This is a genomic window from Methanolobus profundi (genome assembly GCF_900114835.1).
GTDB lineage: Archaea > Halobacteriota > Methanosarcinia > Methanosarcinales > Methanosarcinaceae > Methanolobus > Methanolobus profundi.
This window is the reverse complement of record NZ_FOUJ01000001.1, coordinates 410,440-431,137: the sequence shown is the minus strand read 5'-3', so window position 1 is coordinate 431,137 and position 20,698 is coordinate 410,440. Positions and strand designations below refer to the sequence as shown.

General features: G+C 42.6%; 21 protein-coding genes. 11 read left to right on the top strand and 10 right to left on the bottom strand.

Annotated features, from left to right (window positions below):
* Positions 1-79 precede the first annotated feature (79 nt).
* Positions 80-673 (top strand): TIGR00288 family NYN domain-containing protein, encoded by a 594-nt coding sequence (locus BM008_RS02150; protein WP_245747823.1) that lies wholly within the window; start codon positions 80-82, stop codon positions 671-673.
* Here the strand turns inward: BM008_RS02150 and BM008_RS02145 are convergent.
* The 6 genes from BM008_RS02145 to BM008_RS02120 form a co-directional block, all read right to left on the bottom strand.
* Entirely contained in the window at positions 670-1,842 is a 1,173-nt protein-coding gene (locus BM008_RS02145; RefSeq protein WP_091932537.1) for a homocitrate synthase family protein, read from the bottom strand. The genes BM008_RS02150 and BM008_RS02145 overlap by 4 nt on opposite strands.
* Positions 1,843-2,028: 186 nt before the next feature.
* Positions 2,029-2,862 carry an NAD(+)/NADH kinase gene (locus BM008_RS02140; RefSeq protein WP_091932534.1) on the bottom strand — a complete coding sequence of 278 codons (834 nt, stop codon included), beginning with the start codon at positions 2,860-2,862 and terminating at the stop codon, positions 2,029-2,031.
* Positions 2,849-3,667 carry a bifunctional fructose-bisphosphatase/inositol-phosphate phosphatase gene (locus tag BM008_RS02135; RefSeq protein WP_091932531.1) on the bottom strand — a complete coding sequence of 273 codons (819 nt, stop codon included), beginning with the start codon at positions 3,665-3,667 and terminating at the stop codon, positions 2,849-2,851. The genes BM008_RS02140 and BM008_RS02135 overlap by 14 nt, the downstream gene beginning before the upstream one ends.
* 27 nt (positions 3,668-3,694) lie before the next feature.
* Positions 3,695-4,702 carry a type II glyceraldehyde-3-phosphate dehydrogenase gene (locus tag BM008_RS02130; protein ID WP_091932528.1) on the bottom strand — a complete coding sequence of 336 codons (1,008 nt, stop codon included), beginning with the start codon at positions 4,700-4,702 and terminating at the stop codon, positions 3,695-3,697.
* Between the two features lie 85 nt (positions 4,703-4,787).
* Complete coding sequence (locus BM008_RS02125; RefSeq protein WP_091932526.1) at positions 4,788-4,976, bottom strand: CooT family nickel-binding protein; 189 nt, start codon at positions 4,974-4,976, stop codon at positions 4,788-4,790.
* A gap of 6 nt (positions 4,977-4,982) precedes the next feature.
* Positions 4,983-5,864, bottom strand: a complete 882-nt coding sequence (locus BM008_RS02120; RefSeq protein ID WP_091932524.1) for a damage-control phosphatase ARMT1 family protein — start codon at positions 5,862-5,864, stop codon at positions 4,983-4,985.
* A gap of 138 nt (positions 5,865-6,002) precedes the next feature.
* Between BM008_RS02120 and BM008_RS02115 the strand changes: the two genes are divergently transcribed.
* The 4 genes from BM008_RS02115 (at position 6,003) to BM008_RS02100 (ending at position 9,196) form a co-directional block, all read left to right on the top strand.
* On the top strand, positions 6,003-6,560 hold the full coding sequence (locus tag BM008_RS02115; protein ID WP_091932522.1) for a VIT1/CCC1 transporter family protein: 558 nt from the start codon (positions 6,003-6,005) through the stop codon (positions 6,558-6,560).
* A gap of 416 nt (positions 6,561-6,976) precedes the next feature.
* The gene (locus tag BM008_RS02110) at positions 6,977-7,939 is read left to right on the top strand and encodes a calcium/sodium antiporter (protein WP_245747821.1); all 963 of its coding nucleotides are present in this window, start codon (positions 6,977-6,979) and stop codon (positions 7,937-7,939) included.
* 136 nt (positions 7,940-8,075) lie between these two features.
* On the top strand, positions 8,076-8,546 hold the full coding sequence (locus BM008_RS02105) for a hypothetical protein (protein ID WP_091932518.1): 471 nt from the start codon (positions 8,076-8,078) through the stop codon (positions 8,544-8,546).
* Between the two features lie 92 nt (positions 8,547-8,638).
* A complete protein-coding gene (locus tag BM008_RS02100) occupies positions 8,639-9,196 on the top strand; it encodes a CBS domain-containing protein (RefSeq protein ID WP_091932516.1) in 558 nt (185 codons plus the stop codon).
* Between the two features lie 28 nt (positions 9,197-9,224).
* Here BM008_RS02100 and BM008_RS15195 read toward each other — a convergent pair whose 3' ends face one another.
* Complete coding sequence (locus BM008_RS15195; RefSeq protein ID WP_281246259.1) at positions 9,225-9,350, bottom strand: hypothetical protein; 126 nt, start codon at positions 9,348-9,350, stop codon at positions 9,225-9,227.
* Between the two features lie 219 nt (positions 9,351-9,569).
* Between BM008_RS15195 and BM008_RS02095 the strand changes: the two genes are divergently transcribed.
* The 5 genes from BM008_RS02095 (at position 9,570) to BM008_RS02075 (ending at position 14,676) form a co-directional block, all read left to right on the top strand.
* Positions 9,570-11,030 carry a hypothetical protein gene (locus BM008_RS02095; RefSeq protein WP_091932513.1) on the top strand — a complete coding sequence of 487 codons (1,461 nt, stop codon included), beginning with the start codon at positions 9,570-9,572 and terminating at the stop codon, positions 11,028-11,030.
* Positions 11,031-11,363: 333 nt separating this feature from the next.
* Positions 11,364-12,515, top strand: a complete 1,152-nt coding sequence (locus BM008_RS02090; protein WP_091932510.1) for a pyridoxal-phosphate-dependent aminotransferase family protein — start codon at positions 11,364-11,366, stop codon at positions 12,513-12,515.
* 18 nt (positions 12,516-12,533) lie between these two features.
* Positions 12,534-12,998, top strand: a complete 465-nt coding sequence (gene ribC / locus BM008_RS02085) for a riboflavin synthase (RefSeq protein ID WP_091932508.1) — start codon at positions 12,534-12,536, stop codon at positions 12,996-12,998.
* Between the two features lie 70 nt (positions 12,999-13,068).
* Positions 13,069-13,473, top strand: coding sequence for a 6,7-dimethyl-8-ribityllumazine synthase (gene ribH / locus BM008_RS02080; protein ID WP_091932507.1), 405 nt, complete (start codon positions 13,069-13,071; stop codon positions 13,471-13,473).
* Positions 13,474-13,533: 60 nt separating this feature from the next.
* Positions 13,534-14,676, top strand: coding sequence for a pyridoxal phosphate-dependent aminotransferase (locus tag BM008_RS02075; RefSeq protein ID WP_091932505.1), 1,143 nt, complete (start codon positions 13,534-13,536; stop codon positions 14,674-14,676).
* Between the two features lie 71 nt (positions 14,677-14,747).
* Here BM008_RS02075 and BM008_RS02070 read toward each other — a convergent pair whose 3' ends face one another.
* Positions 14,748-15,194 carry an FAD synthase family protein gene (locus BM008_RS02070; protein WP_245747820.1) on the bottom strand — a complete coding sequence of 149 codons (447 nt, stop codon included), beginning with the start codon at positions 15,192-15,194 and terminating at the stop codon, positions 14,748-14,750.
* A gap of 209 nt (positions 15,195-15,403) precedes the next feature.
* Between BM008_RS02070 and BM008_RS02065 the strand changes: the two genes are divergently transcribed.
* Entirely contained in the window at positions 15,404-18,334 is a 2,931-nt protein-coding gene (locus BM008_RS02065) for a CHASE4 domain-containing protein (protein ID WP_091932501.1), read from the top strand.
* Positions 18,335-18,362: 28 nt separating this feature from the next.
* Here BM008_RS02065 and BM008_RS02060 read toward each other — a convergent pair whose 3' ends face one another.
* Together BM008_RS02060 and BM008_RS02055 are read right to left on the bottom strand one after the other, a co-directional pair.
* Positions 18,363-18,599: a cytochrome b5 domain-containing protein gene (locus BM008_RS02060; RefSeq protein WP_091934094.1), complete on the bottom strand. Its 237-nt coding sequence runs from the start codon at positions 18,597-18,599 to the stop codon at positions 18,363-18,365.
* A 31-nt stretch (positions 18,600-18,630) separates the two neighbouring features.
* Positions 18,631-20,526, bottom strand: a complete 1,896-nt coding sequence (locus BM008_RS02055) for a PAS domain-containing sensor histidine kinase (protein ID WP_281246265.1) — start codon at positions 20,524-20,526, stop codon at positions 18,631-18,633.
* Between the last annotated feature and the right edge of the window lie 172 nt (positions 20,527-20,698).

Sequence of the window (20,698 nt, the reverse complement as noted above, 5' to 3'; positions counted from 1 at the left end):
ATACCCATATATTGCAATTATTGATATTTGTCTGACACGATCGTTCTGATCGGTCATATTATAATTATAGAGAGGAAACATGGCTAATGTGAAAACCGGACTGAATTCAATTGTAAAATACCTTAGTACTAAAAAAGAGACAGGAAGACGAAGCATAGGTCTTCTTGTAGATGGTCCTAACGTATTGCGCAAAGAGTTCAATGTGAACCTCGAAGAGATCAGGGATGTCCTGAAAGAATACGGGAACGTAAAGATAGGAAGGGTCTTCCTGAACCAGTATGCTTCTGATAAACTGGTAGAGGCTATCGAGAACAATGGTTTTGAACCTATAATATGTTCAAGCGATGTGGATGTAAGACTTGCCGTGGAAGGAATGGAACTGGTATACAATCCGACCATCGATACCATAGCACTTGTTACAAGGGATGCGGATTTCAAACCACTCCTGAACAAAGCCAATGAACATGGCAAAGAAACTATAATATTTGGAGTAGAACCGGGCTTTTCAACCGCTCTGAGAAACTCTGCAGACTACGTCATCATACTCGAGAACGATGAGATGAATTATTACGACGACAGCCACTTTGAAAAAGATGATGAGGACGGAGCTGTTAATGACACAGAGATCAGGCATAATTCAAGAAGGAAAAAAGAAGCATTAATGGATTATTAATGCTGTTTTGTTTCTTTTATCATAGATTCAAGTCTTTCAGGAGAGATACCGTGCTTTGTTTCAGTACAGTTCTTTATCCTGTCAAGAAGTGATGCAAGTTGCTCTTTTGAAAGTTCGTGTCCCATATCTCCGACAATACCTGTCAAAGCTTTCATTCCCGTATGTTTACCTACGATGAGATGACGCTTTCCACCTACCATCTCCGGGCTGAACAGCTCATATGTACGTGGTTCTTCCAGAATTGCACAGACATGTATACCGGATTCATGCGAGAATGTGTGCTCACCGACAATTGCCTTGTTCACTGCAGGTTTGAGCCCTGAATATTCATTTACCATCTTTGAAAGCTCAGTGAGCTTTGTAGTATCATACCTTTCAATACCATACTGGATCCTCAGTGCAACAAGGACCTCTTCAAGTGAAGCATTACCTGCTCTTTCACCTATTGCATTTACAGTAGTATGAAGTTGCTTTGCACCTGCCTCTGCAGCAGCAAGGGTATTTGCAGTTGCCATTCCAAGATCATTATGGCAGTGGATACAGACAGGAGTATCAACGGTCTTCTTGATCTCATTTACAAGATAATAGGTAGTGCTGGGGTTCAGTATACCGATCGTGTCAGCTATACTTACATAGTCCACTTTGTATTCCTCAGCTGCCCTGAAAGCGGTCTTCAGTACCTCTACATCAGTTCTGCTTCCATCCTCAGCTGCGAACCTTACACCAACACCGTGGTCCTTGGCATACTGCACAGCCTCCATTGCACATGAGAACATCTCCGCACAGCTCTTGTGATACTTGTATTTAAGATGGAGATCTGACATTGCAATGAATATGCTGACGAAATCAACATCACAATCCACAGCTGTCTCAACATCACTTACCTTTGACCTGGCAAGACAACATGTGCGTGCATCAAGACCCAGGTTAGCTATTTCCTTAACTACAGCCTTTTCAGAGACAGAGACAACAGGGAAACCTGCCTCGATAATATCAACACCAACTGAGTCAAGCTCTGTCGCAAGGGCGATCTTCTCTTCCCTTGTAAAGACCACTCCAGGTGTTTGCTCACCATCTCTGAGCGTCACATCGCAGATCTCAATATCAAGAGGTGGCAAATTCAACTGATCCATAAGCTTGTTTCTTGAGTAATCCTTATTTTCTGACATGGTTTGACTCCTGTGATTGGTGTGAATTTCCAGTCCCATTATATAACTGTTAGGTTTTTTAAGGTATTTTGTAGCTTTTCAACAAATGTTGAAGAGCAATGTTTATCTAGTGTATAGAAGGCAATTTAATGCTGATTTTACGAATTATCCAGATATATTTACAAGATACAAAGGTCACGCTGCTGTTCAGGCAAGCTTGCTCTGCACCTTTTCATAAAAGCCATTAACAGAGCTGCTCACAAACCTTGCAGGATTCTGCCCCCTGGTGATCGTGACAACATCATTCTCCTTCATAGCATAGGAATGCTGACCATCTATGACAATGACCGCCTCTTTCTCAGGAATTGTCATTTCCACTTTAATATTGCTATCACCCGGAACTATCCAGGGCCTTGCAGATAATTTGAACGGAGCTATCGGCACAATGATCGATGCATCTACACGAGGATCGACTATCGGCCCCCCTGCACTCATAGCATACGCGGTTGACCCGGTAGGTGTCGCAACAACGATCCCGTCAGCCCTCATATCCTCTATCTCTGAATTATCCACTGCAATTCTAAATGTAAGGATCTTTGCCGGCCTGGCTGTTATAAGAACGATCTCATTGGTAGCATCCTGAAGCCTTTTTCCGTTCAGATGCACACTGAGCCTTGACCGTTCAGTATACGTGAAACCTTTAAGCACATCCCCGATACCCGTTATCGCATCCTCTGGAGGGATATCCACAAGGAAACCAAGTGTACCCATATTTATACCAAGGACCGGAAGCGGGTCATCCATCTTTGATATGTTCCTGAGGACCGTGCCGTCACCACCGACCGAGATTATCATCTGGACACCAGCCGCACGCATTTCCTCCACCGGAAGAGTGTTCTCTGTTAGCCCAAGATGCTTACCGGTCTTAGGAGAGAGTACGATATCCACCTTTGAACTGAACTCATCGTGGATCTTCCTGACCATATCAAGAGCATCCTGCTGATCAAAGCGCGATACTATCCCAATTTTACTGACCTTCATGTACTACCCCTGTTGAAAGCTTTAAGATCATTTCATGTGCAAGTCCGTTCGATGCGATCACACTATCCCTACTCATTACATTGTCCTCTAACTTTAAAGATTCACCGTATCCGTTGGTAACAATACCTCCGGCCTCTTCTACAATAAGCTTGCCTGCAGCAATATCTGTCATACGCATAGTCCCCCTGACATCTGCGAATGCATCGGTCATCCCCGCTGCAACATAGCATAGTTCAAGTGCCACACTTCCAAGCGATCTGACCCTTCTGACATTCTCAGAGAGCCTGGAAGCATCAGATATATTGTTCCTGTAACCGTAAATACTTACGCAGAATCTGCTGATATCCTGATTATCAGATGTTGATATTCTTTTACCATTATAGTACGAACCCTTTCCGACCTCAGCATGGAATGTATCACCTGTAGCAAGGTTCTGCACATACCCAAAACGGATATCATTCAGGTCCTTTGTGGTGACTGCGATCGAAAGAGAATAGAACGGGATACCCTGAGAAGCATTATAGGTCCCATCTATGGGATCGATCACCATCGTATGATCAGGAGAGGTACCAATTATCTTTTCCCCTGCTTCCTCACTGATAACCCTGAATGGGGTATCCTCTTTCACCAGCAGTTCAAAAATAGCTTTTTCGGAAACATCATCAATTAGTTTTGTGGGTGTTCCGTCCGCCCCTGTATAAAGGACCCGGCCGGCATCAGATGTGCCGACAAGTCCATCAATGGCATTATGCACTGCATCAGCTATCCTTTCACTCAGTTCCAGGAGATCGCCTGTGCACTGCATAGAGCCTGTCTCAAGTATTAACTGGTTTTAGAGTCCCATTGCCTTGTTGGTCTTTGCTACGGACTTTGCACCATCGGATTCAAGTTCCATCATGGCACGGATAGCATCGACATTTTCAGGAATTACATCGGATTCCTGGTGGATCGCCTGGAAGAAGTAAAGCTCTCCCTCGTACATTGTGACAGAGTCTTCCCAGACACAGTTCTCCCACATGTCGCCTCTTGGACGTCCAAGGTCCTTTCCGAGCTCCATTACCTCGGCTGTTGAGGTGATACCCTGTCCTACCATCCTTACACGTGGCTGCTTTGCAAAGATAGCCTTTACATCATCTGCTGTGCATTCTTTCTCAAGCTCGATGTTGAGTGTGTGAAGGTGCATCAAAGTTGTTGGCAGCTTGACTGCGGTTGATGTGATGTTGATGTGTGGTATAACGGACTTTACATCAGGACCGTGGTGTGAAGGAAGCTTGATCGGGTTAGGAACGATAGCATTGATAGGACCGGTCTTGATATCATTTGGATCTGCAGCTCTTCTCATGAGTGTTACTCTTACCTTCTTGACACCATATTCCTGGTCAAGTGGATAGATAACTCTGCACAGACCTGTTGTGTTACAGGATACCACTCTAACGAAGTCCTTTCCGAGTGCTTCTGCATAGTTTGCCTCTGCATTGAATGAACAACCTGCAAGATCATGGTCCTCGCCACCCTGCCAGATAGCCTTTACACCTGCTTTTTCGTAAAGTGCCTTGTTCTTCTCACCAACACCGCCTGGTGTACAGTCAACGACCACATCGGCCTTTGATATCATATCTTCAACGGTTCCTGCTGCAGGGATACCTGCGCTGGTCATTGCATCGACCCTGTCAGCAAGTGTGTAGACATCATATCCCTTGTCGTGTGCAACGAATGCCTCATAGTTAGGTCTTGTCTTAGCAACACCGATTATCTCCATATCATCCTGCATGGTAACTGCATCAGCAACACGTTTACCAATAGTACCATATCCATTTATTGCAACTTTTACTTTTGACATCTTAGTTCCTTCCTATCTGATCTATTTAATTCAACATACCTGATTTCAAATCTGATAATTATGTAAAAATATGAATATATAATACTCACTTTTGAATTATTATAGCTTCCCCCGCTGCGAAGCTGATCTCCTTTATCGAGCCTTTAACAGTCTTTTTCTCTCCGAGTATACCGTAAAGATCGACGTCATCTCCGTTAACGACCATCTTTGTAACGGATTCCATTACGACATCACGGGACTCACCATTATCAAGGATCACCTTAAGTTCACACATACTATATCACTCCTCTTCCAATAAACGGGCCACTGAGCAGCCTTTAGGTGCACCGATATCCTCCCCTACGGGATCGCACTTCACCTTAAGTAAATATGCTATTGGTCTATAATTCTCTTCTGACAGTGTCTCGTAATTTGCCATTCCTTTACTTATAATGAGTGATGCGTTGTCCAGTGCATCTTTGAGCTCCTGTGGAGCTTCCTCGAAACGAACACCTATTGCATTAGAACCTGTTGTAAGAACCCTGTCTACCTTATCGGCAATACCGAACTCTTCGATCTCATCCATTGTGACATCGTTCAGTATGGGAGCACCCCTTACAACAAGGGTTATCTTTCCACCCATTTTCCTGATGATCTCGAACACAAGAGTGTCGATAAGTATCTCTCCGCAGTTATCAGCCAGATATACGACATTGCTAAGCTTATCCAGCATCCTGTCAGTGTCATCTATGTCCAGTCCGCGCTTGAAGTGTTCCCTGAAAGTATCATCGAACACATCGATAGGCACTTCAAGGCCCATAACACCATAGTCGAAATAGTTCCCTATAACTGCCGCAAGGACAGCGCGTTTGAACGTGGCGATATCATCACCATCTTCATTAAATACATATGAACGGATCACCGGCATGAACCTGGCTGCTGTCTGACTGCTCAGTTCTTTCACACTACGATATGGATCATTATCATTAAGGATCTCATAGGCTTTCCTGTGCATTGGAGTGGACAGCTCTGCGGCAGGCATTCCTGGCTCATAGAGGGAATTCAGTACTTCAATTCCGCCGAGAACTGCTTTGTGCATCAGTTCTTCGTCATCGGTAGACAGTTCCGCTTCCTGGTGTACCCTGGAGAGCAGGCAATATGAACATCTTGGGTGAACTTTCATGGGACCATTCCTTTATGGGTTGTCGGGTCTGTATTTTTATCATGTGCAATAAGCTTAACCTTGTTCAATATCCGAAAAAGAAAAAAAGCTTTGTGTGTATATCTAACATGAGTTTGATTTCAAGACCAGAAGGTAATCATGAATAATACAGGATCTTTCAAAAAAAGACGATTTAAGTTGAAAACAGAACATGGACGCTATATCATTCTTGGTAGTATCGATGGTATACTCGCAGTTCTTGGTGTTGTGATAGGTACATCACATGTATCTGATGACCCTACCATTGTCATTAATGCCGCATTGGGTGGCGCAGTGGCACTGGCACTCACAAATGGTGTTGGCTCATATCTGGCAGAGAGCGCAGTGGAATTCGGAAAGCTGGCAGAAATGGAAAAGCCCCTCCTGCGCAGCCTCAACAGCACAAGACTGGAAGAGGAAGCTAAAAAGAAGATATGGAGCGACTCCTTCTTCCACGGAGGAGCAAGTTTCTTAGGTTCCCTTGTTCCGATACTTCCATTCCTGCTTCTTGATGAATACATGCTCGAAGTGGCAATAATTTGCAGCATAGTTGTCCTGTCGATACTCGGAGTATACTCAGGAAAGCTGGCAAAGCAGAGTATGATAAAACACTCAGTTCGTATGGTAGCCCTTGGAATTATGATAGTAGCAGCAGTTACAATGCTTGGACTGGAGTGATGAATTTCATTCAGACCTCCAGCAACACTTAACAGAAAACAAAGAACAAAGCGACCATCCGCCGCAGGCGGCGCGTTCCATCACTGTCAGGAAGACTATGTAAATAATACAATTATGGTAATTACAGGATCAAAGTTGTAATTCGTGGAAAAAATATGCTACGATGAGAAAAATAAACATTATGGAATGTTTAGCTGTGCAATTTCCATGCAGGTTGATATTATTTTTTATTTTGGTCAACTATAAAGTCTGTGAAAATCCTTGTTTACATGCAGACAAAAAATGAAAGCACGAACATTTCTTGCACTTTTTAGGATCGTGCCGGCTTCGCCGGACCCTTCGGGTCGGTTTAGCTATTCATGATATGTGATTGCTTCCTATTATTCTTACATTTCTCTCACTTACTTTTAAATCCCATGGAAATGTATAGGTCCCTCATGCTTGTAACGGTTGTATTATTGCTTGTAAGTCTTCTGATGATCACAAAAGGTGCTGACTGGTTCGTGGAATCTGCAGTTTCGATCTCAGAGAAAAGTGGCATCCCAAAGATAATCATAGGGGCCACAATTGTGAGCTTTGCAACTACCGCACCTGAATTCACTGTTTCTGCCATGGCGGCATATCTTGACCACGTGGAAATGACAGTGGGTAACGCAGTAGGTTCAGCAATATGCAACATCGGTCTTGTTCTTGGTGCAATAATATTGATCAAGGCAATTCCTGTAGAACTCCATGGTTTCACACGCAAGGGTGGGTTTATGCTCACCTCTGCCCTGCTTCTGATAGCTGTGGCATATGATGGTGTTGTTTCCTCATTCGATGGGATCTTGCTTTTGCTCGTGTTCGTAGGATTCATGTATTATAATTTCCGCCTTCAGCGTGCGGTCTTTGATGGAAATGAAGAGCTCAGGGAAAAGGTCCCCTTAAGCCAGTTAAGAAAAGATATTGCACTCTTTATCGTAGGTGCACTGCTTGTTGTCGTAGGAAGCCGTATCCTTGTGGATGCCGGTATTACAATTGCAGAATGGCTGGGAATACCTGAGATGATAATAGCCCTCACACTTGTTGCACTTGGAACATCCCTTCCTGAACTGATCACTGCGGTCTCTTCCACATTGAAAGGACATCAGGATATTTCCATAGGTAACATACTCGGTGCAAATACCATGGACATAGCACTAATTCTCGGTGCATCCTCACAGATAAGACCACTTACAATACTCAGCCAGTCCCTTAACTACGATTTCCCGTTCATGCTTCTCATAATGGTACTTCTTGTGATATTCGGTATCACAGGAAGAAAACTGGAAAGATGGGAAGGCGGTGTGATACTTGGTGTCTATCTTGCATATATCATCGGCCTGTTCACCCTATTTTAATTTAATTGATCGCCGGGAAATACCACTATAGTGATATGAAACCGGACCTCACTTTTTCAACCCTGATAAGTAAGAACAACAAAACGACACATTTAAATCAGGACAACAGTCTAATCTCCTTTAAAAGGGGTGTTCTATGAACAAGAAAATAGCAGTATTCATTATGTTGTTGGTATTGTCACTGGCAGTATCAGGTTGTAGCGATAAGGAAACCACCACCACTACCGTAGAAGGCGAGGATGGTAAAGAATATGAGGTCACCTACACTGAAGGTGTAGAAGATGAAGTATGTCCCGTAGGTTCAACTATGACCATCAGAGACCCTAACACAGGTGAAAGTATGGTAATGGAAGTCTTAGGCACTGAGGTCATCGAGGGAATTGAGATGTGCCATACGGTAGCTGAAATGAATGTGGACAGCGAAGATGGCTTTGCCAGAATGGAGATGTATACTCCTATTGATGAGAACGAGGAAAGTTTCATCATGACATATTATGACGAAGATGGCAATGTCATGTCTGAAATGAAAGCTATCAACGGTAAGATTACCATGACTGATGAGGAAGGTAATGTTGTCATGGAGATGGATACTTCAGAACAGGAATGATCCAGTCCCTGTTTTTCTTTTTTAGATATCACTGCCCCAGTGTTCTTTTCTCTGATGGGTTTTAAATATGATAATTACCATCAGTAATACTCATGCAACTTCCATCACCAGATGAACTGAAACAAAAAAGGACAGATCTTGGTCTTACACAGAGCGATCTTGCAAAGAGAGCAGGGGTCAGCCAACCCCTCATAGCAAGAATAGAGGCAGGAGATGTCGACCCTAGATTATCTACCCTAAAGAAGATCATCGATGTTTTCAACGATATAGAGAAGGAAGATATCTATCTGAAAGATATAATGCACCGTGAAATTATATCGGTCTCACCTGATGAGAGCATCGATAAGGCTGTTCACATCATGGAAGAATACAACATATCCCAGATACCTGTGATACAGGAGGGGATATCTGTCGGTAGTATCTCAGAGGATATGATCATCAGGTCCATGGCAGACAAGAAGACATCAGTTGTATCACACATGCTTGTAGGTGATATCATGGGCGATTCATTCCCTACACTCTCTCCGGGCACAGATGTAAAGACCGCATCCTATATGCTTGAAAAGAACCCTGCAGTGCTGGTATTGGAAAAAGGACAGGTAACTGGCGTTGTAACGAAGTATGATATACTGAAGTTGCTAAGCGAGTAAGATAACTAAAGAGGATCACTCCATTTTTTTAGTTTTGCAGGATCATCCCTGACCATACAAAACCCGGACCAGCAAGTATAATTACGAACTGAGGTTCCGGATCTATCTTCTTTTCCTTAATGAAGTATATGTTGAGCGGATGCTTTTTTCCCATCGCTCCTTTCAGAAAAATGAACATCGCTTAAGTTAAGAACTTCTTCTTTATGATCGAGCTAAGAGATGAAGAAACGAAGGTCACTCATTTTAGATCATTGCATATATCACAATAAAAAATAAAAGCTTAATGTAAAAAAATAATAAAAAAGTTAATATATATGAAAAATTATAGCGGACTGAACAGCAAATTATTATAAGTAATAGCTGGGTGGTAAAAATGAGATCAAAAATAGCAGTAGCAATACTCCTGATAGCCATGGTTGTTGGCCTTTCAGGATGTACAGACATAAGTGACTCATACAAGCCGGGAAGCTTCGGAGCAACCGAAGAAGAACAGCAGATAGTCGATGCAGTCACAGACAAATACGGAGATATGACAGCCAGCGGATCACCAAGGCTCCTTGAAGTTATGATGACATCATCAACTGTGAACTTCATACCAGTAGACAAAGTACTCAAATACTCTCAGGATTCTGAGGAATTGTATGCATGGTTCATCTATGACAACTTCAATTACGATACGATAAGTGTGGAATGGATATACCTTGATTCTGATTACTCTATCTACACCTTTGAATCTGAGACTGGGGAAGACTTTGGACGTGGAACTTTCATTCTGGAACAACCAGATGACGGCTGGCCACTTGGAGATTACAGAGTAGTTATCAGTGGTGCAGGTGTTGAGGAATCAGTGGACTTTGAAATAATAGATGGAGCAACCGTTTCAGAACCATTTGACCTTCTGGATGCCACAACTGTTGACAGCCACAAAGCAGATTTTGGAAGCTCAGGAACAACTGATGATACACCAGTTCCACAAAGCGGATTTACAGCTCAGAGCACATCATACAGCTTTGTAGGTGAATGGACATCTAACTGGGGCGACATGGAATTCTGGGAATCAGGTGGCAAGATATACGGAGAATACACACACGATAGTGGTAAACTTGAAGGTGTAATGAACGGTGACGTATTCATCGGTACCTGGTCAGAGAGCCCATCATATGCAGGACCTAGCGATGCAGGAGACGTGGAACTTAAACTCAGCAGCGATGGAAATTCATTCGAGGGTAACTGGAGATACGGCTCTGACAGTTCATCATGGAGCGGTGGATGGACAGGAACAAGACAGTCCACAACTGCAACAAGTGCAGCTTTATCAGGCGTAACACCTGGATGGTACCTCGTTGAAGTTGAAGACTACGGAGACAAAGTAGAAAGCACACATGATTACTACGCATATGATGTGGACTACGAGAGAGGAAATGTCTGGACCAGTGACATAGGAGACAAAGGCGAGACCGCACAGGTAAGAACAATAGCTGAAGACCCAGAGGAATTCTACGCTGCCGAAGAAGAGATCGTGATCAATGTTAGAAAAGAGGCAACATTAATGGAAACTAAAGGTCTCTACCTTGGCGATTCAAGCTACATTGTCATAGATGCAGCAGATATCGGTATCACAGGAGGTTCCGGAAGCCATTATTATCTGGAAGATGATGTTTATGGAGCTTTCTTCAAGATGGAGCATAGTGACCCAACAGGCACCGTAAAGGAAGGTACCTTCAAGGCTGACGCACCATGGGAGAACGCATTTGGTGGCTCATTCAGAATGACATACACCTACCAGAATGGTGCTTTCTACAGGACCAACTACATATACGAATGGAGAGAGTGATCTCTTCCATTTTCTTTTTTATTGAAATACTACTACTTTTATCAGGACCTGCTTTAAAGTCCTTTTTTAAACTGGGATCACAATTCCTTTCTCTTGTTTTACTGCAAAGCGAATGTTTCTTATAAATTCAAAGATTCTATGATGTTATTTGCTGCATGGAAATTGACTGAAATATTGCACATTCCGCTCAGGTCACAGACTTGGACCGGGCATTCATAATAGGTTTATATAATAGGGTTGCATATCAGGCAAAAGTTGTCGAATGGATGACTTGCCATACGGCAAACGAATAATTACAGATTTCAGTTACACTAACATGATCAGGAGATCAATATGAATCTTGAAGATACACTTCTTATGATGCCAGGGCCGGTTCCGGTCGCACCCCGCGTCCTCAGGGCAATGTCAAAACCCATGATAAACCACAGGGGAGCAGAGTTCTCAGCAATGTACGATGACTGCTGTGAGATACTGGCAGATGTTTTCCAGACAAAGAATGACATTTTTATCTTAAGTGGTTCAGGAACCGCTGCAATGGAAGCTGCTGTAGGATGTACAGTAGGTAAGGACGACGTTGTTGTCGCCCTTGAGAACGGTAAGTTCGGAGAGAGGTTCAAGGACATCGCTGCAAGATACGGCAATGTGAACGCTCTTCAAATAGAGTGGGGACACTCCTTCGACCTCAGCGAGGTAGAGAAGAAACTCGAAGAAGGTGCAAAGGCAATTACCCTTATCCACAATGAGACCTCGGTCGGTATCCAGAATCCTGCAGAAGAGATAGGCAAGCTCGCAAAGAAGCATGATGCACTCTTTATCATGGATGGTGTCACAACCCTTGGCGGAGACACCGTCAAGACAGATGAATGGGGAGTCGATATCGCAGTCGTGGGTTCACAGAAATGTCTCGCTGCACCACCAGGCCTTTCAATGATCTCTGTCAGTGAACGTGCCCTTGCAGCAATGGATGAGAAGGACGCACTTCCATATTATCTCGATCTTAAAGCATACAAGAAGAGCGGTGACAAATCACAGACACCATACACACCTGCAGTGCCATTGTTCTTTGGTCTTCAGGAAGCACTTCACATTGTTAAAGAAGAAGGTATGGATGCAAGGATCAACCGCCACGCAACAGGTGCTAAAGCAATACGTGCAGCAGCAACTGCAATGGGTCTTGAGATGTTCCCACAGCTCAATGATGACCACAGCCACTATTCCAACACCGTTACCGCTATGAAAGCTCCGGAAGGAGTTACAGGTAATGACATCAAGAAGGATATGATGGCAAGAGGCATTACCATTGCCGGCGGACAGTCACACCTCAGCGGAAAGATCTTCAGGATCGGAAGCATGGGTAATGTCCAGCCAAAGGATATTATGCTTACAATACAGGAACTTGAAGTGGTCCTTAAGAAGAGAGGAGTAGTATCCGAACTCGGACCAGGTGTAGAGGCTGCCAGCGATGTGCTGGACACCCTCCTTTAATTATACTACAGGTAAAGCATGGCAACAATAGGGGTCGTTGACACAACATTTGCACGCTTCAATATGGGAAAGGCCGCAATCGCCGAGATCCAGGAGAACATGTCTGCGAAGATAGTACGCAGGACAGTTCCGGGAATTAAGGATCTTCCGGTTGCAGCCAAGAAGCTCATAGATGAGGAAGGATGCGATATAGTCATGGCCCTTGGCATGCCCGGCAGCAAAGAACAGGATAAGATCTGTGCCCACGAAGCATCCACCGGGATAATTCAGGCACAGCTTATGACAAACACCCATATCATAGAGGTCTTTGTCCACGAGGATGAGGCAAAGGATGAGAATGAACTAGTTTTCCTCATGGACCAGAGATCAAGGGAACATGCACTCAATGTTGTCAAGATGCTTGCCAGACCTGAAAAGATGATAAAGGAAGCAGGCACCGGTCAGAGACAGGGATTTGAGGATGTGGGACCTGCAAGGATATAATGCCGGAACAAGCGAACAACAGAAGATCTAATAATCAATCTAAATCAATCTAAACTCGTAAGTGATCATTATGACCATAAAATTGGGATTTGTAATAGCTGAATTTAACAGGGACCTTACATTCCAGATGGAAATGCTCGGTGAAGAGCATGCTAAGTTCCTCGGAGCAGAGGTTGTCGAAAAGATCCTTGTCCCGGGAGTATATGATATGCCACTGGCTATCAAGAAGCTCTGCGAGCGTGAGGATATCGATGCCGTTGTTACAATGGGGATAGTAATAGAAGGTGCTACCCAGCACGATGAGATAGTTGTGCAGCATGCAGCAAGAAAGATCACCGATCTCTCACTGGAATATAACAAGCCTGTAACACTTGGAATTGCAGGACCCGGAATGACCAGAATGGAAGCACACCAGCGCGTGGATTACGGAAAGCGTGGTGTGGAAGCTGCCATAAAGCTTGTGCAGCGCCTTTAATACCAAATAATTACTCTAGAAGTTCAAAGTGCAAAACTGAAAAATGGTTGTGTTAATTGCATGGCATCATCAAGGTTAGAAAGGGTGGAAGAGTCAGCAACGATGAAAGCTGCAAATGTTGCCAATAAGATGAGGCAGGAAGGGATCGATATAATCAGTTTCACTCTTGGTGAACCTGATTTCGATACTCCAAAGCACATCTGTGATGCAGCAGCGGATGCAATGTACAGGGGAGAAACACATTACGCACCTGGTGCCGGAGTCCCTGCACTTAGAAGTGCTATTGCTGAAAAGCTCTGTACAGAGAACAAACTGGATGCCAGTGCCTCGGACATTATAGTTACGCCCGGTGCAAAGCAGGCCATTTTTGAGATAATGATGTCAGTACTTGACGATAATGATGAAGCGGTCCTTTTCGACCCTGCATGGGTATCATATGACCCTGCCATCAAATTCGCAGGTGCCAACACAACATGGGTCCCTACTGATCCGGAAAATGGCTTCAAACCCATTGATCTGGAAGAGTACATCAATGAGAGAACAAAGCTCATTGTTGTCAATAGTCCCGGAAATCCTACCGGTGCTGTCTATGATAAGAAGACCCTGCAGAACATCGCGGACATAGCGATCGACAATGATATACTTGTGCTCTCTGATGAGATATACGAGAAGATCATCTATGATCAGAAACACCAGAGCATCGGTTCCTTTGAAGGGATGCAGGACAGGACCATTACAGTTAACGGTTTTTCAAAGGCATACGCAATGACCGGCTGGAGACTTGGTTACGTCCATGCAAGGTCAGACATCATCAAAGGAATGCTGAAGATACAATCCCATTCTGTCAGCAGTGCAACGAGCTTTGTCCAGTATGGAGGTATTGCAGCACTTGAAGGACCACAGGAACCAGTTACTGAAATGGTGGACAGGTTCAAGGCCAGACGTGACCTTCTAGTAGATGGTCTGAATGCTCTTGATATCAAATGCCAGAAACCAGGCGGTGCTTTCTATGCCTTTGCAGATGTCAGCGCATATGGAGATGGAAATGTCGTCACTGAGAAACTTCTCAAGGATGCACATGTTGCAGTGACCCCGGGATCAGCTTTCGGAGAAAGCGGCAAAGACTTTATCAGGATATCCTATGCCACATCACTGGAAAGGATACAGGAAGGATTGGAAAGGATCAAGGCAGCTCTTGCCTGAGGATCCTTTTTAATTATCATTACCTACTATTCTTAAATTAGATCACTAAATATCTAAAAAAGTGTTTTAATTTACTCTTTTTGATAGCGTTCAAGAACCTTTTTGATGATCTTACCACTACTGCAAAGAGAACAGCTCAACGAGCTTTCGACCCTTACGACCTTACAGTCAAGACCCCTTTCATGAAGCTCCTTTTGAAGCTGTTCAACATCGAAGCCCTGGTCATGTCCAAGAGCAATTATATCCGGTCTGATCTGTCTGATGGGGTCAAAAATATCAGATTCACTTCCTGAAAGAGCAACATCCACTACTTTCAAAGCACTGACCATTTCCACTCTTTGCTCATCAGAAATAATAGGCTTTGGTTTGTGTCTTATCATAGACTCTCTTGCAACTATAACATATAGTTCATCGCCCAATCTTCTGGCTTCGCTAAGATAGAGTATGTGTCCCGGATGAAGAAGATCGAATGTTCCTGTTGCTAATACTCTGACCAAAACATCACCTGTGTGCTGCACCTATAAACAAGCATCCATTATAAAGATAGCTCATATAACATCCATTAAATAACGATATCTGCAGATAATTTCTTTTGAGCATAATATGCACAGTTTTTATACAATAAGATATATAAGACCCAAATAAATAAAATATTGCTTATCAACTACTATTAAAAAGTATCCTGTGATTCCTACAGTACCTGTTTATTAATATTTGCGGTGCCTACATGAAAATATATAACAAAACGATAGCAACTCTGGGAATAGTATTTATTTTCCTCTTTTTGCTTACAGCATCTGTTACACACTATGTTTTCATGAGCCATACCCAACAAATTGAGAATGACGTTCTGAAAGACAACACACTTAGAGTACAGCGTGCATTCGAAAATGAGATATCCCACATGGATAATAATGCGTATGACTGGTCTGCATGGGATGATACATATAAGTTTGTTCAGGATGGTAATTCCAAATATATAGAATCTAATCTGGATTCTATTGAAACCTTGTTAACACTTGATGTGAATTTCATGCTGTTCTATGACAGAGACGGAAATCTTGTTTATAGTAGAGCATGTGACCTCACTGAGGAAAAAGAGATACCTACACCATCTGCCCTTCTTGAAGAATTAAATGGGAACAGTATAATGCTGGGACATACCACTACTTCATCATCATCTTCAGGGATAATAATGCTCTCTGACCTCCCGGTTATCGTAGTTTCAAGACCGATCATACAGAGTAACTATGAAGGTCCTATTGCAGGCACTTTGATCATTGGAAGATTCCTCGATGATTCATTCATAGAACCAATGGAAGAGCAAACCTTGCTTCCGATCGAGATAAATCATATCGAGAATGATCTTCCATTTGATTTTGCATCGGTCAAAGAACAAGTGATGAAAGATAACTATGCAACATCGATCGGCAATAATAGAAATGTGATATCAGCTTATTTCATAATTGAAGACATCTATGGAGAGCCTTCACTAATTGCAAAGACTGAAATGTCCAGAGCAATTAATAAAGAAGGTCTTGCAGCCATATCCACTACATTCTATCTGACACTTTTCATATCTATGACATTTGCCCTTTTATTGTTGTTCCTGCTGAAAAAAGACCTCCTGTCACGAATAACATCACTACGTGATGGGATCCAAGATATCGATATGAAAGCTGATATCAATTCCCGCCTTTACATTAATGGAGAAGATGAACTGTCAGACCTTGCTGACAATATCAACTCAATGCTGGATTCATTACAAAGAACAAGTGCTATCTTTCAATCGACTATCGAATCAATTAGATATGGACTTGTAGCAGTTACTAAAGATAAAAAGATAATTTTCATGAATCCTGAGTACAGGAACATTTTTGAAATACCACCTGAAATGGATTTTGGAAATGATGCTCAGGAATTATTAAGATATATCATCCAAAAGGCCAAGAATCCAGAAGAGATAGCAAGCAGATCAGATGAAAGGAAATATTCATTTGATATCAAAAGATCAATTGCTGAATTGAAAGATGGAAGAACTATCGAGACTTTTTCATTACCACTTATCGTTAATAATGAAATTCATGGAAGGCTTTATGCCCACAATGATATCACAGACCTCCTATCTCGTGAAAATGAACTAAGATCGGAGATAGATAAAAGGAAGGCAGCAGAAGAGAAATTACTACTTAGTGAAGAAAAGTTCTCCAAGATAGCCACTTATGCAAATGATGCAATAATAATGGTCAACAATGAAGGGAAAACCATTTTCTGGAACAATTCTGCTACAAGGATCTTTGGATATTCAGAAGAAGATGTTATAGGAAAAATGGTACATGAGTTTGTTTCACCGGACAAATATAGTGATGCATATAAAGAAGGTTTTAGAAAATTTACAGAAACTGGAATGGGAGCAGTAATTGGTAACACTATTGACCTTGAAGGAAAACGAAAGGACGGAACAGAGTTCCCGATCGAGCTTTCCTTATCCTCTATGCAACTCTCAGATGGAACATGGAATGCAGTGGCCATTATTCGTGACGTTAGTGAAAGAAAACGCCTCGATGAGATGGAACATGAACTGCTTGAAAGGCTACTTACCATCATCGACAATATCAATGCAGGTATCATGCTCATTGATAAAAAGAGCAAAACCATTGTAGATGTCAATCCTGTTGCAGTAGAACTGATAGGTCTGCCAAAAGAAGAGATAATAGGCAATGTATGTCATCGTTTTGTGTGCACTGCAGAAGAGGGATATTGTCCCATAATAGACCTTCATCAAACTGTTGATCGCTCGGAAAGGATACTTTTGAACAAGGATGGAAAAGAGATACCAGTAATAAAATCCGTCGTAACGGTAGAATTGAAAGGAAAGGAGTACCTTGTAGAGAGCTTCTATGATATTTCTTCAAGAAAAGAGGTTGAAGAGGCACTTATCGATGCAAAGATTGCTGCTGAAGCGTCGAACAGAGCAAAGAGTGAGTTCCTTACTAATATGAGTCACGAACTCCGTACACCACTCAATTCCATCATCGGTTTCTCTGACATGCTACTATACAGTGGAATCAACATTTCCAGCAACAAACAAGAAAAGTACCTTACAAATATCTCCAACAGTGGTAAGCACCTTCTGGAAGTTATTAATGACATCCTTGATATATCAAAAATAGAAGCTGGCAAGATGGAGCTTACTATAGAAGAATTCAGCATTGTTGAAATAATAGACGAGGTAAAGAGAACACTGCTGCCACTTGCAGCAAATAAGGGCATCTCCTTTGAATATACTGTTGAGGAAGATATAGATATAATAGAAGCAGATCGCCTGAAAATAAAGCAGATCCTTTACAACCTAGTTGGAAATGCTATCAAATTTACACTCGAAGATGGTAGCATCCAGATATTTGCAAGGAGAGTATTGAACAATGCAGAAATAGAGGTCAGAGATTCAGGGATCGGCATCCTTCCTGAAGACCAGAAGAACCTCTTCCAGCCTTTCAGACAGGTAGATTCAGCACTCAGTCGGAACTACCAGGGTTCAGGGCTTGGTCTTGCTATTGTTAAAAAATATGTTGAGATGCATGGAGGAAGTATACGTGTTGAAAGTGAACCCGGTAAAGGTTCATCGTTCATATTCGAGATACCTCTGCATCATTAGTCAAGTACTAATCTCGCTAAGATAGAATCTATTTTTTGATGGTGCCCACTATAGGATAGCTCTCAAGTGCGTCGACCTCATGAGGAGCTTCAAGGTCCAGGGACTCAGTAAGGTCAGTACCTGCTTCATGCAGTCCCATGTGTTCTCCATCATCCCAAAAATCACTTTCACTTACATCATAGACATTACCAGAGTAGACGACATAGATCTTTTCGTTATCTTTTCCATTGAATTTTGCGACTTCTTCTATTGTGAATTCCTGCATATCCTCACCACCCATACATTTAATTTTAGATTTATAGACTTTTGGGTCGATCTTCATTCTTAGTGACCTTCTTTGGGACCGTAAAACTGAATGTACTTCCTTTTTCAGGTTCACTTTCCACCTTTACATGGCCCCCATGAATCTCTACGAACTCCCTGACAAGTGCAAGTCCAAGACCTGTTCCTGAATAACGTCTGCTCTTTTGTGAATCCACCTGCTTGAAAGGAAGGAATATATCTTCAAGATGATCATGAGGAATACCTATACCGGTATCTGTTACGGAAATGGAGAATACGTCCTCCTCTTCATCAATAGTTATTGTGACCGATCCACCAGGATGAGTGAATTTTATTGCATTTCCTATTAGATTGTAAAGCACCTGGGATATCTGGGTCTTTCCAATGATGCACATTCGGGATGCAGACCTGTCCTCCACTTGAATGACTATGCTCTTCTGCTCTGCCAGAGGAGTAAGCAGATCAATGGACTCATTTATAAGATCGATGATATCCACAAGCTCATAATAGAGTTCTACTTTCCCATTCTCTATCTTGGAAATATCGATTATACTATTGATGATCCCTAACAGATGTTTACCACTGTTCGAAATATGTGACACATATCTGGCCTGCTCATTGTTCAGGTCACCGGATATTCCTTCTGCAAGTACATCCGAGAATCCTATTATCGAGTTCAACGGTGTGCGCAGTTCATGGCTCATATTGGCAATGAACTCGTTCTTTGTCCTGTTAGCCACCTCTGCTGCGATCTTAGCTTCAAGGATAGAGTGTTCAGCCAGTTTTCTACCAGTGATATCACGACCTATACCCAATGAACCAATAATGTTCCCATCCGGCATCCTCAAAGGAGCTTTGAAAGTCTCAAGGAGAACTCTGCTGCCATCAGGATAATCCACCCATTCCTCATTCCTGCGAGAAGAACCTGATTCTATTACTGCTCTGTCCTTCTCACGGAAGAATTCAGCCGTCTCCTGGTCGAACAGTTCAAAATCAGTCTTCCCGATGATATCGTCCATAGGTATACCCACATATTCCGAGAACACAGGATTAGAACCAAGATATACACCTTTGCGGTCCTTAAAGAAGACCATATCAGGTACTGACCTCAATAGTCCTTCCAGAAGGCTTGTCTTTTCGAGAAGGGACTGAACTGCTTTCTTGTAGTCGGTGACCTCGAGCATGACACCAACTATCCCATTTATCTTTCCCGTATAGTCTGTATAGACAGCTTTGTTGAAAATGAAATCTCCCGCTTTTCCATCAGCTTTCCTGACAGTTCCTTCATATCTCTGGGTGCCACCCTTCAGCATGAGCTCCATGTCGAACTTGTGGTATACAGAAGCTGTATCCAGCGGAATTGCATGAGAGAAATCAAAAAGGTTCTTACCGATTATATCTTCTTTTGGAACCCCGATTATATCCTTTGAAAAAGCCTTGTTACAACCAATATAGACATTGTTCCGGTCCTTATAGTAGATCGGACTTGGAATGGTATCCAGCAAGGTGCCTATGAACCTCAGATTATCCTGTAGTGTCTTCCTGGCATCCAGAAACTCTGTAATATCCCTTATTATAGCACCCTGAACAGAGCCATCATCATCTATATTGAAAGAACTTACTTCCACGTCTATCAATGTACTATCTGCCTTTTGTATCCTTAACTCAGAACGTGAAGTTCCATTTGGGATAATATTCCTGATCTCCTCGCCAGATCCTTCTACGAATGATAACAGGTCCTGCCCTTTCAATCCCTCTGAATTGTACCCGAACAGCTCACAAGCACTTGCATTGGCATCAAGTATCTGCCCTTCCCTGTGTATGACAATGGCACTTGATGCTCTTTCAAAAAGCATGTGATATCTGTCATCATTATCACATTGCTGGCTATTTTTTCTAAGGTCTTTCAGGACATCACCCCTATCAGGTCAATACTTACCCTGTAGTTGTATGTAAGCAAAGCTCTAAACCACGTCTATGAGTATGCATCTGCCAATTAGTTCTCGTTGCTACCCCAATAAGAATTATAATGCCTTACTCTATATATTATTATACCCTGTATACGAACATAATTTATTTTTG